The following is a 12,426-nucleotide window of genomic DNA, read 5'->3' on the forward strand; positions in this document are numbered from 1 at the left end:
AATAATCGGTAAATATCTAAATCTTAAAGAAAGCACAAATGGCTTACAATTTTAATTACTTTTAACTATTCATTCAAGATGACATTTATGCATAAAATCACTTTACTTATACATTGTGACGATCAGCCAAATATTATTGCTTCGGTTACCAATTTCATTGCTTCTAACGACGGGAATATCGTTTATATTGATCAGCATGTAGATAGAGAACAAAATATATTTTTTATGCGATTGGAATGTGAGTTTATTTCCAATACCTTTTTTATTGAAAATTTCAAATACGCATTTCAAAATAAATTAGCGGAAGTATTTAAGCTGAAATGGCGCATATATTCGGCTGAAAGGAAGCCTAAAATGGCCTTATTTGTTTCTAAATACGACCATTGCTTATACGATATTTTAGGTCGTTATAACTCGGGTGAATTGTTTCTAGAAATTCCTTTTATACTCAGTAATCACCTCGATTTAAAACCAATTGCGGATAGTTTCAATATTCCGTTTTATCATGTTCCTATTACCAAGACCACAAAAGAAGAAGCTGCACAAAGCCAATTAAAATTGCTTAAAAAGCATCATATTGACTTTATAGTTTTAGCGCGTTACATGCAAATTATATCTAGTACGTTAATCAATGAATACGCAAATAAAATTATTAATATTCACCATTCCTTTTTACCAGCATTCATCGGTGCAAAGCCCTATCATTCGGCTTATAAACGTGGTGTGAAAATTATTGGAGCTACAAGTCATTATATTACCGAAGAATTAGATGCAGGACCAATAATTGAGCAAGATGTTTCGCATGTTTCACATACACATTCCATAGAAGATTTAATTGCTAAAGGTCGTGATTTAGAAAAAATTGTGCTATCTAATGCTATTAAACTACATGCGACTAGAAAAGTGATGGTTTTTAATAATAAAACTATTATCTTTTCGTAAATCTCTATTGACATAAAACCGCATATCAATATATAAAAATATATCTTTGTCTATAAAAATCGATATTATGATTAAAAAAATCTTTGCTATACTCGTTATTTTCAATTTAACCGCTTGTGCAGAATTACAAGATGTTGTTAACCAATTACCACAATCGGGTGGCGTATTGAGTAATACTGATATTGCAGCTGGCTTAAGACAAGCTTTGGATTTTGGTATTGATAAACAGGTAACTAAACTGACCCAAGAAGATGGTTTTTTTAAAAACGAATTGGTTAGAATAGCATTACCAAGTGAATTACAAAAAGTAGATGAAGCTTTACGCAAAATAGGATTAGGTAGTTTAGCAGATGAAGGTTTAAAAGTATTGAACAGAGCGGCTGAAGACGCGGTATCTGAAGCAACACCCATATTTGTAAATGCAGTAAAGGGCATTACTTTTACCGACGCAAAAAATATACTTTTAGGTGAAGATGATGCTGCAACAACATATCTAAATTCTAGAACACAAACCGAGCTGTATAATAAATTTAAACCAGTAATTGATAACTCAATCAGTAAAGTTGGAGCCGATCAAATTTGGTCTAACCTAATTACTAAGTACAATAATTTACCTTTCACCAACAATGTTAATCCGGATTTAACGGATTATGTCACTGGAGAAGCACTAAAAGGTGTTTACACCATGATAGCTGTTGAAGAGAAGGAAATTAGAACTAAAGTTTCTTCTCGTGGGACCGATTTATTAAGAAAGGTATTTGCTTTGCAAGATTAATATTGTCGAAATATTTTTTAAAACTTTAATATTCTTTTATAATATAAATCACTAACTTTCAACGCATAACTAATATATGTTTTCGTTGTGGCTAATTTAAATCGACTTCTGAACAAAAAGAAAAAACTAAATAATAAGTATAAGCAACTTATTGAAGAGGCCTATAATTTAAGACAAACAGATCATGCCTTAAGTGATTTTTCAGAGTTTAAAGCCACAAAAATCTTAAATAAACTCAATAAAATTGAATTTATAGAACGGAGTTCTAACTTACAGACTAATTAATCGCATCTTTAATAACATTTTATACAAGTTTTTGCTATGGCTTACGTAGGTGGCTGTGATTCGCATACAATACAATGTTGCGTTATCAAAAATTTGTAAATCTTAAAACTATGTTTGAAGTAAATACCTGAGCTTTATGTATCAATATTTAAGACAGATTTTAAACTACACTTAATTATATCCTAATATTAACATAACATATAAACTAAAGAATATCAGCACCTTTGTAGTGCAACAGATTGAATTAGTTAGATTGCAAAAACGTTAGTTAGTTTAAAGTCGATATTTTAGTTAGGTATCGACTTTTTTGCTCCTATTTTTGAAGGTTTTTAAAGTAATTAAACGATTTAAGCAAGCGACTGCCATACCAAGAGAACAATTCACCATCTACAATTTTAATCACCTTTTCCGGAAATTTTAATTGAAATTCTAAAACATGCTCCTGTCTAAATGGAAAGGGTTCACTAGATAGAAAAATATAATCCGCTTCTTTCAAATTTACATCCTCTAACTCAATTTCAGGATAGCGCTTTTTATCTTTGAATGCATTTAAAAATCCTGCTTCAGTTATCATAGCATCAATAAAATTGTCTGATGCTGCTACCATCCAAGGATTTTTCCAAATAAAATAGGCTACTCTTTGTTTCTCGGTAGCTTTAATTTGAAGCTGAAATGTCTCACGCTCTTTTTGAATATTTGAAATTAATTCTGAAGCTTCCCTTTCAACCTGAAAGATTTCTCCGTACATCTCAATTAACTCGTAGCAATCACCCAAGTTATAGATATCAGAAACATGAATTGGAGCCATAGCTTCAAGTTCTTCAATCATTTCCTTTGTATTTTCTTCTTTGTTACAAAGAATAATATCGGGTTTTAAATCTTTTATTTTTTGAAGATTGATTTGTTTTGTTCCCCCAACCACTTTTTTAGATAATCTTAGGTGCTTAGGATGCACACAAAATTTAGTCACTCCAACAATGGAATGCTCTAAACCCAAATCTACTAATAGTTCCGTTTGAGAAGGAACTAACGAGACGATTCGTTTTGGTGTGTTTTTTAGATGAAATTCTCTTTGTAATTGATCTTTCATTTTTTTAGTTTCAGTCCCTTTGTCATATTCAAGTTTTCTGTTATATAAAACTATTCTTTGAACTGTGGCTGAAGCTGCAATTATTGACTCAATATTACAGCCATTTGCGATTGTAAGTCCTCAGCTTTTTTAGCCGCAGCTTCTGCAAAATCTAAATTTTGCGAAGCGTAAATAATTCCTCGAGATGAATTAATTAATAAACCAACCGAATCGTTCATACCATACTTACAAACGTCTTGTAGATTTCCTCCTTGTGCGCCAACACCAGGTACCAACAAAAAGCTATTTGGAATAATTTTTCTGATATCTGCCAAAAATTCGGCTTTGGTGGCACCAACTACGTACATTAAGTTTTCTGAATTTTTCCATGATTTTGAAATCGAGAGCACTTCCTTATATAATTCTTGTCCATTAACGCTTAATGTTTGAAAATCGAATGCCCCCTGATTGGATGTTAAAGCTAATAGAATGGTGTGCTTATCTTGAAAAGCTAAAAAAGGTTCCACAGAATCTTTTCCCATATATGGTGCTACAGTAACACTATCAAAACCTAAATCCTCAAAAAAAGCTTTGGCATACATGGAACTTGTGTTGCCGATATCGCCACGTTTAGCGTCTGCAATAGTGTATATTTCAGGATGGTTTTCGTTAAGGTAATTGATTGTTTTTTCTAAGGCTTGCCAACCTTTAATGCCGTAAGCTTCATAAAAGGCAGTGTTGGGTTTATATGCCACGCATAAGTGATGTGTGGCATCTATTATGGCTTTATTAAAAGCGAAGATGGGATCGTCTTCTTCTAGCAAATGTTTTGGGATCTTATTTATATCAACATCTAAACCGATGCATAGAAAGGATTGCTTTTTGCGTATTTGGTCTATAAGTTGCTTTGTGGTCATTTTTTTTAAATTATTCCTAGATATCTCTTTTACTTACATGTAAACTTCCAGCTTTTCAAGAAACAGAAAAGAGCAATGAATATAATACTATAACGAACCTCATATCTATCTCAAACTGCTAAAATGAATTTTATTATACTTTAAATAACTCGTCTTATCAGTATTCTTAGATTAACGTAAAAGTGTTTTAAAAACTCACGAGATTTCTGTTTAAATAGAAATTTAGATTACATCATCATTAGCCTTCAACAACTCCGTATTCTCAGCCAACATTAATTCATCAATAATTTTTTGAATATCCCCATTTATAATATTCGATAAATCGTATAGCGTTAAGCCAATTCTATGATCGGTTACTCGACCTTGTGGATAATTGTAGGTTCTAATTTTGGCACTTCTATCACCAGAGCTCACCATACTTTTACGTTTTTCAGAATCCGCAGCTTGTTGTTTAGCTAATTCCAAATCGTATAAACGTGAACGTAAAACCTTTAAGGCTTTTTCTAAGTTCTTATGTGATGATTTTTGATCTTGGCAACTCACAATCATTCCTGTTGGCTCATGATGTAACTTAATAGCCGAATAGGTTGTATTAACCGATTGACCTCCTGGTCCCGTTGACGTTGTACGCTCTATCCGAACTTCGGTCATGTCTAATTCGTAATCAAACTCTTCCGCTTCTGGTAATACCATAACCGTTGCTGCGCTGGTATGCACACGACCTTGAGTTTCGGTTTGTGGCACGCGTTGCACACGGTGTACACCAGCTTCAAACTTTAAAGTGCCGTAAACATCTTCCCCAGAAACTTCAAAGATAATTTCTTTAAAACCACCAGAAGTTCCATCACTCTGACTCACCACATCGACACGCCAACCTTTATCGCTACAATATTTAGAATACATGCGGTATAAATCTCCAGCAAAAATACTAGCTTCGTCGCCACCTGTACCTGCACGAACCTCAACAACAACATTTTTAGCATCGTCAGGGTCTTTTGGAATTAACATAAAGCGAATTTCTTCTTCGAGCTTATCTATAGTTTCCTTGGCCTCTTCGAGTTGCATTTTAGCCATATCTACCATTTCGTCATCAGAACCATCTGCTATGATTTCTTCAGCTTCAGAAATATTATCTAAGGCTTCTTTATATATTTCACCTATATCTACAATGAGTTTAAGGTCTTTGTATTCTTTCATCAGCTTAGTATAGCGCTGCTGATCGGATATAATATCGGGTTGAATGATAAGGTCGTTAACCTCATCGAATCGTTGTTTTATAATCTGAATTTTCTCTAACATGTTCTTCAAAAATTGGATTTCAAAAATACGGTATTTTTAAGATATTAGACCGCTTCGCTGTTAGAATATAAAACTTAGATTCAATTATAAATTACCTTTATTTCAATTTATACTTTTATTTAACCTTATAAAATTCAATAGTTCTGTCTAGGCTCTTGCTACTATAGGCGAAGCAATTTTTTTTCTAATTCAATCTCATTAATTTTTTTAGGCATTCAATATTTATTATAAGAATAAATCCTCCGCAATAACGTTATCCTATAACTATGTATCGTTTCCTAGCTATACTCGCTTTTTATAAACCATTTGTGGTTTGGTCGTTTCTGGTGACCGCTGTTGTTGCATTTTTTAATGCTCACGTTGCACCAGCTATCGCGACCAAATTATTTCTTTTAATTTTTGTATGGTATTATATAAGTGAAACACCAAATAAACGTAAGTTAACGTTTTATAAGAATATAGGTATTTCGCCGTTTAAGCTGTTTTTCATAATGTTTATTATAGATTGTTTTTTAACGCTTGTTTATTTGAGTGTTTTTAGAGAATTTACTTGATCTCTCGAAGAATAGTAAAATATAAAAAAGCGCAACTAAAAAGTCACCAAAATTGATATTCGAATTAGATAATCTAGAACTATACTTTAAGAACAAACGCATTTTAAACGGTATTTATTTAAAAGCTGAAACAGGAAAAGTGACAGCAAATTTTGGGTAGAAATGGCTGTGGAAAAAGTAGTTTACTCAATGTTGCATTTGGAAATTTGACGCCTAAATATAAGTTGGCTCGCATAGATAACCAACCGCTTTTAAAACCTTTATATTCTACAGGAATCGCTAAATATTTACCTCAGTATAATTTTATACCAGATGGATTCAAATTGTCCTTTATTTTTAAATTATACGACTTAGATTGGATTGTTTTTGTGGAACGTTTTGAAGAATTTAAAAAATATGAACATTCCAAGTTCGAGACACTTTCTGGTGGAGAAAGACGCCTTATAGAAACCTATATTGTTCTAAAAACCAAAAGTGACATTGTGTTTTTAGACGAGCCATTTTCACACTTAGCACCAATACATATTGAAAAAATTAAGCAATTTATCGCTGCGGAAAAAAAAGAGAAAGCCATAATTATTTCTGACCATAGGTATCAGCATATCATCGCATCTTCTGACGTGATTTACTTACTGAAAAATGGCACTACCAAAAAAATCAATAAGCTAACTGAACTTGAGGATTATAAGTATTTGAGCGCAGGGAGTCTTTAATGTTGTAGTCTGCGGTTGGTAAAAATAATTTAAGCTTAAATTTCTAAAAAAAATAACGCTTAAGAGGACCCATTTGATTTTATAATGTTATCTAAATCTACAACAACTCCAACCCCTAAAATTTGCTTCCATTGTAATTTTGCTCCGACAATAACAATCTCTTCGTTAGTAGTTTCGTTTGTTTCAACTTCGACTTTAATATCATCATCGTACCTAAGATGCGAACCTAATGTGGCTTTAACATATCTATTGACTTTCATGTCTAGATTTAGTTCCCATTCAATATCAATATTTCCAAAACTATTAACGTAATCGGTATATAATCGCAAGAGACTTGTAATTTTCATGTTCTCAAACACTTCTTCTTGATATTGATTGGTTAATAATATCCCCAATTCTTGGCGTACCTTCTTTCCATCTTTAAGAATATTCCCTTCCATATCATAGATGGCAGGATCGACACCAAACGCTCCTCTGTTTGCCAAGTCATCGTCTAAAACAAATGTCGTTTTTAAAGTAAATGGAGACCCATAAAAAGAAAGCCGTTCAATATGTCTTCCATATTCCATACCTAGACCAAAAAACATGTATCCTGGGGCAAAGAATTTGGAAATAGCGTCGTCTCTGTTAGGATAATTGTATCCATTGGATAATTGTGTGTTTAAACTAAATCTTGAGGAATAAAACCAATTACTTTTTGAATTCTTTTCTAATCCAATATTTGACAACACTTCAATAACATCATCCGTTTTTCTTACGTCCTTTTCGGCTTGCTTATTTAAGCCATAACGCACATTGAAATTTGAATTCCAAAACCATTTTTCTTTTTTATACTTAGCAGAAGCTGCTCCCGTTATAATACCTGTAATTGAATTCGTTCCACCTGCACTCCAGTTTGTAAAAGAAACTTGATTAAGGGTTAGACCCACTTCTTTTTTTGTTCGCCATCCCAATTCTATAGGCACTTCCTTTTTCTTTAAAAAGTACAACGAATCTGGCTGTGCCGATACTACCGTTGAACATAAAATAACTACACCAAAAATAAACCACGAATAATTTCTCATGTTACTAACATCTTAATAGGTAAACGTACCGTATTCACTTATAATACTTAACTTTTTCTGATTTGCCGCCTCTACTCTACCGATAATCTTAGCATCTACATTAAAAGATTTAGATATCTCAATAATAGCATTGGCAACATCTGGTTTTACGTATAACTCCATACGATGCCCACAGTTAAATACTTGGTACATTTCTTTCCAATCGGTTTTAGACTGTTCCTGAATCAGTTTAAATAACGGTGGAACAGCAAACATATTATCTTTTACAATATGAAGTTGGTCTATAAAGTGCAGAATTTTGGTTTGTGCACCTCCACTGCAGTGCACCATACCGTGAATTTCTTCGCTTGTATAGGTGTTTAATATTGCTTTTATTATGGGAGCGTAGGTTCGTGTTGGGGACAACACCAATTTACCAGCATCTAGAGGAGCATCTTCCACTGAATCTGTAAGTTTAGTCTGGCCAGAATACACTAATTCTTCTGGTACCGCTGCATCAAAACTTTCCGGATATTTTTCACCTAAGTATTTAGAAAACACATCGTGCCGAGCCGATGTTAAACCATTACTTCCCATGCCACCATTGTATTCAGTTTCATAAGTAGCTTGCCCAAAGGATGCCAATCCAACAATAACATCATCAGCTTTTATATTAGCATTATCGATAACGTCGCTTCTTTTGATACGAGCCGTTACGGTAGAGTCTACGATAATGGTTCTCACCAAATCACCAACGTCCGCAGTTTCCCCACCTGTAGAATGAATAGTGACACCAAAGGATTTTAAATCTTCAATTAAAGTCTCTGTCCCGTTAATTATTGCGGAGATCACTTCACCTGAAATCAAATTTTTATTTCTTCCAATTGTTGAAGACAACATAATATTATCGGTCGCACCAACACAAATTAAATCGTCTATATTCATTATTAACGCATCTTGCGCTATACCTTTCCAGACCGATATATCTCCCGTTTCTTTCCAATACATATAAGCCAATGACGATTTGGTACCGGCTCCATCCGCATGCATTATTAAACAATACGCTTCGTCATTAGTTAAGTAATCGGGTACTATTTTGCAGAATGCCTTTGGAAATAAACCTTTATCTATATTCTTAATGGCATTATGAACGTCTTCTTTAGAGGCAGAAACACCTCTTTGTGCATATCTTTTACTTACCGAATTACTCATGGAACAATTGTATTAGAATTGGTACTGCAAAAGTAAGAATTGCGTTTAATTATAAGGAACGATTAGATTAGAATTAATTACTGTTTTCATTTTTCTACGTAATGCTTCTTTTTTCTTATTGCCTCCAAAATAAAAATTGAGACCTAAACCCACTCTAATTAACGTATCATCTCCATCTTCCGCAATGTTTCCATCTAGTTCATCTGTAAACATTAAATTATACTCACTAAAGAGTTTTACGCCTACACCATCCGTTATGATATATTCGAAACCTAATCCCCCTTGTGCTTTGGTCGCTGTATTTTCAAAATAATTTGCAGCATTATAACCACCGCCGATGTATAAATATGGAGTGAATTTTGAATAAGGGCTCAACAAGAATTCTAAATTTAAATCGAAAGACATATAACCTTCATTAAAAACATCTTTAACGACCACATTATATTTATTATAAGATATATTCACATTTAAATGGCTTGTAAGATGATATTTATAACCAACCCTAAAGTACAAATCGAACTCAGATTCTGAATAATCACCATCAACTTTGGCAGATCCAACTGCGGCATCTATAGCATGAGTTCCTCTATGTTCAAAAAAAGTGTATTTATTTCGAATGGACTCTTGAGATTTTATATCTGATTGTTGAGACCATACACTATTAAAACTTAGAATAGCAAAAGAGATAAAAAATATTTTGGCAAGACAGTTAGAAATCATAAACGATTAATTAGGGTTTAAGTATAGAATTTAGGGGAAGATTTGGCAATATAAAAATTTTGAAATGATTTAGCTCCTATCTGGTGACGTTAAGTTTAAAAAAGCAAAAAAGGATATAATCGAAAACTCGATTATATCCTCTATATTAATGGTAAATAAATACCTTAAATAACAACCTTAACTTTTAAGATTCTGCTTGTAGCTTAGCCTGTACATTTACAACTTTATCCTTCGTTACATTATTCAAATCTTCCGATTTGTCTTGTGAAAGAACAAGGGTCGCTCCGACAAGTATAGCCACACTAAGTAGTAACTTTTTCATTTTTACAAATATTGATTAATAGCCCTACAAATATACGAAACAAACGTATTGTAGAAGAGGCTATTCCCAATTATTTGGCACGAACCCACTGTGTTTTCGACAACTAGTTTGATGTTATCGACAAACAACACAATTTAAACTTTACGACCTTCCTCGTATACGTATAATCACGTATAAACTAAGTAAATATCACGAATTAAAAAGTTGTAAATGACTGTTAATATGCTTATTTAGTAAATAAAAGCTCTCTATACTTAGTTAATGGCCAAAGCTCATCATCGATCATTAGCTCAAGTTTATCACAATGATACCTAATGTCTTCAAATAGTGGTTTTACTTTATTACAATAACCAGTTGCTTTAACTTCTATTTCGGTTTTCTTATTTAAAGTTTTACGAACGTCAGTCATTTTAGTAACCAATGAATTAATAGCTTCTATATGTTGCGATATTTGCTCTATTAGCGACAATTGTTCTTTAGCTAAATCTTTAAATTTATCACCAAATATAGATTTGAGCCCTGTTACATTCTCGATTAATATATTTTGATATCTTACCGCAGTTGGCACAACATGGTTGCGCGCAATATCACCTAACACCCGACTTTCAATTTGAATATGGAGGATATATTCTTCCATTTCAATTTCATACCTGGCTTCAGACTCTACTTTATTCATTACCCCTAGCTTATCAAAAAGTTCAATTGAAGATGGGGCGATTTTAATCTTAAGTGCTTCTGGTGTTGTTTTATTATTGCTTAAACCACGTTTTTTAGCCTCCTTTTCCCATTCATCACTATAACCATTACCTTCAAACAAAATCGCTTTAGATGTTTTTATATACTCTCTTAGGACATTAAATATAGCATCATCCTTTTTCATTGCTTTTTCATCAATCAGCGCATCCACTTCTTTTTTAAACTCTATTAATTGGTTCGCCACAATAGTATTTAAAACCGTCATAGGATTAGCACAATTCGCAGTTGAGCCCACAGCTCTAAATTCAAATTTATTACCCGTAAAAGCGAAAGGAGAGGTACGGTTTCTGTCGGTATTATCTAAAATCACTTCAGGAATCTTACCAACTACATTTAGTTTTAAATCTGTTTTTTCTTTGGGTGATAATTTCCCTTTGGTAACCGTCTCCAGTTCGTTTAGAACTTTTGTTAATTGTTGCCCAATAAATACCGAAATAATGGCTGGTGGTGCTTCATTTGCACCTAATCGATGATCATTACTGGCGGAAGCAATAGCTGCTCTTAATAATTCTTCGTGAATTTGAACAGCCTTAATAGTGTTAATAAAGAATGTTAAAAATTGAAGATTACTCATAGGTGTAGTTCCTGGCGATAACAAATTAACCCCAGTATTAGTGCTTAGACTCCAATTATTATGCTTGCCAGACCCATTAACACCAGCAAAAGGCTTTTCGTGCATCATCACAGTAAAGTTATGGCGCTTTGCTATTTTTTGCATAATATCCATTAATAATGAGTTGTGATCTACAGCCAAATTTGCTTCCTCATAGATAGGAGCTAGTTCAAATTGATTAGGAGCCACTTCATTATGTCGAGTTTTTACAGGAATGCCCAACAACATGCATTCGTTTTCTAAATCGCGCATATATGCCATTGCTCTATTAGGTATGGTACCAAAGTAATGATCATCGAGCTGCTGACCTTTAGCTGGAGAGTGCCCCAATAATGTTCTTCCTGTTAAAACGATATCTGGACGAGACGCTGCTAAATCATTATCGATTAAAAAATATTCTTGTTCCCAACCCAAAGATGCATTTACCTTTTTTACATTTTTATCAAAGTATTTGCATACCGCCACAGCAGCACTATCCACAACCTGAAGCGCACGTAAAAGCGGAGTTTTATTATCTAAGGCTTCACCTGTATAAGATACAAAAACCGTAGGGATACACAATGTTGTACCATATATAAAAGCTGGAGATGTAGGATCCCATGCCGTATAACCACGCGCTTCAAATGTATTTCTAATACCACCGTTTGGAAAACTAGAAGCATCTGGCTCTTGCTGCACTAATTGATCACCTCCAAATTTTTCGATAGCAAGACCATCACCTATGGTTTCAAAAAAAGCATCGTGCTTTTCTGCAGTGGCACCAGTTAGCGGCTGAAACCAATGTGTATAATGCGTTGCACCTTTAGAGATTGCCCATTCCTTCATTCCTGTTGAGATATGGTCGGCTATGAGACGATTTATTTTAGTACCTTTTTGAACAGCTTCTAAAATGCCCGTCAACGCCGTCTTTGTTAAATATTGGCGCATTGCGGTTTCATTAAAAACATTTTGTCCAAATACTTCAGAACGTCGTTTTTCTTCTTTAATTTTTTTAGGTCTTCTTTTTAATGAAGCCTTTACTGCATGAAATCTAAGTGTTGACATATTGATAATATTTTTAAGCAAAAATACAAAATCTTTAAAATATACCACACCACCCTTCTTAAAATAGGGTTATTAATAATAATTTTACATATTTTACCTAATGTGCCCTGATTTTTTTGACCGAAGAAAAAAAATACCAATATTTGTACCGATAAGAAAACA

At 33.4% G+C, this 12,426-nt stretch carries 11 protein-coding genes; 4 read left to right on the plus strand and 7 right to left on the minus strand.

Annotated features, from left to right (window positions below; genetic code table 11):
• Positions 1-87: 87 nt before the first annotated feature.
• From purU to QMA06_RS08225, 3 genes are all read left to right on the plus strand, one after another.
• Positions 88-942, plus strand: a complete 855-nt coding sequence (gene purU, locus QMA06_RS08215) for a formyltetrahydrofolate deformylase (RefSeq protein WP_290206384.1) — start codon at positions 88-90, stop codon at positions 940-942.
• Between the two features lie 67 nt (positions 943-1,009).
• Positions 1,010-1,717, plus strand: a complete 708-nt coding sequence (locus tag QMA06_RS08220) for a DUF4197 domain-containing protein (protein ID WP_290206385.1) — start codon at positions 1,010-1,012, stop codon at positions 1,715-1,717.
• Positions 1,718-1,804: 87 nt separating this feature from the next.
• Positions 1,805-2,002 carry a Lacal_2735 family protein gene (locus tag QMA06_RS08225; RefSeq protein ID WP_290206386.1) on the plus strand — a complete coding sequence of 66 codons (198 nt, stop codon included), beginning with the start codon at positions 1,805-1,807 and terminating at the stop codon, positions 2,000-2,002.
• A 313-nt stretch (positions 2,003-2,315) separates the two neighbouring features.
• Here QMA06_RS08225 and QMA06_RS08230 read toward each other — a convergent pair whose 3' ends face one another.
• The 3 genes from QMA06_RS08230 to prfA form a co-directional block, all read right to left on the minus strand.
• Positions 2,316-3,092, minus strand: a complete 777-nt coding sequence (locus QMA06_RS08230) for an ABC transporter substrate-binding protein (protein WP_290206387.1) — start codon at positions 3,090-3,092, stop codon at positions 2,316-2,318.
• A gap of 80 nt (positions 3,093-3,172) precedes the next feature.
• Positions 3,173-3,988, minus strand: coding sequence for an orotidine-5'-phosphate decarboxylase (pyrF, locus tag QMA06_RS08235; RefSeq protein ID WP_290206388.1), 816 nt, complete (start codon positions 3,986-3,988; stop codon positions 3,173-3,175).
• A 222-nt stretch (positions 3,989-4,210) separates the two neighbouring features.
• Positions 4,211-5,287 carry a peptide chain release factor 1 gene (gene prfA / locus QMA06_RS08240; protein WP_290206389.1) on the minus strand — a complete coding sequence of 359 codons (1,077 nt, stop codon included), beginning with the start codon at positions 5,285-5,287 and terminating at the stop codon, positions 4,211-4,213.
• Between the two features lie 706 nt (positions 5,288-5,993).
• Here prfA and QMA06_RS08245 point away from each other — a divergent pair.
• On the plus strand, positions 5,994-6,554 hold the full coding sequence (locus QMA06_RS08245; RefSeq protein ID WP_290206390.1) for an ATP-binding cassette domain-containing protein: 561 nt from the start codon (positions 5,994-5,996) through the stop codon (positions 6,552-6,554).
• Positions 6,555-6,613: 59 nt separating this feature from the next.
• On the opposite strand, the gene QMA06_RS08250 is transcribed toward QMA06_RS08245, so the two are convergent.
• The 4 genes from QMA06_RS08250 to QMA06_RS08265 all read right to left on the minus strand — a co-directional run bounded on the left by QMA06_RS08250 (position 6,614) and on the right by QMA06_RS08265 (position 12,264).
• Entirely contained in the window at positions 6,614-7,618 is a 1,005-nt protein-coding gene (locus QMA06_RS08250) for a DUF3078 domain-containing protein (protein WP_290206391.1), read from the minus strand.
• Positions 7,619-7,630: 12 nt separating this feature from the next.
• Positions 7,631-8,809: an AIR synthase related protein gene (locus QMA06_RS08255; protein WP_290206392.1), complete on the minus strand. Its 1,179-nt coding sequence runs from the start codon at positions 8,807-8,809 to the stop codon at positions 7,631-7,633.
• A gap of 45 nt (positions 8,810-8,854) precedes the next feature.
• On the minus strand, positions 8,855-9,529 hold the full coding sequence (locus tag QMA06_RS08260) for a porin family protein (protein ID WP_290206393.1): 675 nt from the start codon (positions 9,527-9,529) through the stop codon (positions 8,855-8,857).
• A gap of 548 nt (positions 9,530-10,077) precedes the next feature.
• A complete protein-coding gene (locus QMA06_RS08265) occupies positions 10,078-12,264 on the minus strand; it encodes a glutamine synthetase III family protein (RefSeq protein WP_290206394.1) in 2,187 nt (728 codons plus the stop codon).
• Positions 12,265-12,426: the final 162 nt, after the last annotated feature.

The organism is Winogradskyella bathintestinalis, from assembly GCF_030407435.1.
GTDB classification, from domain to species: Bacteria; Bacteroidota; Bacteroidia; order Flavobacteriales; family Flavobacteriaceae; genus Winogradskyella; species Winogradskyella bathintestinalis.

Coding starts and splice junctions, on each gene's coding strand:
- purU (WP_290206384.1), top strand. CDS start 88: ATGCATAAAATCACTTTACTTATACATTGTGACGATCAGCCAAATATT.
- QMA06_RS08220 (WP_290206385.1), top strand. CDS start 1,010: ATGATTAAAAAAATCTTTGCTATACTCGTTATTTTCAATTTAACCGCT.
- QMA06_RS08230 (WP_290206387.1), bottom strand. CDS start 3,092: ATGAAAGATCAATTACAAAGAGAATTTCATCTAAAAAACACACCAAAA.
- pyrF (WP_290206388.1), bottom strand. CDS start 3,988: ATGACCACAAAGCAACTTATAGACCAAATACGCAAAAAGCAATCCTTT.
- prfA (WP_290206389.1), bottom strand. CDS start 5,287: ATGTTAGAGAAAATTCAGATTATAAAACAACGATTCGATGAGGTTAAC.
- QMA06_RS08250 (WP_290206391.1), bottom strand. CDS start 7,618: ATGAGAAATTATTCGTGGTTTATTTTTGGTGTAGTTATTTTATGTTCA.
- QMA06_RS08255 (WP_290206392.1), bottom strand. CDS start 8,809: ATGAGTAATTCGGTAAGTAAAAGATATGCACAAAGAGGTGTTTCTGCC.
- QMA06_RS08260 (WP_290206393.1), bottom strand. CDS start 9,529: ATGATTTCTAACTGTCTTGCCAAAATATTTTTTATCTCTTTTGCTATT.
- QMA06_RS08265 (WP_290206394.1), bottom strand. CDS start 12,264: ATGTCAACACTTAGATTTCATGCAGTAAAGGCTTCATTAAAAAGAAGA.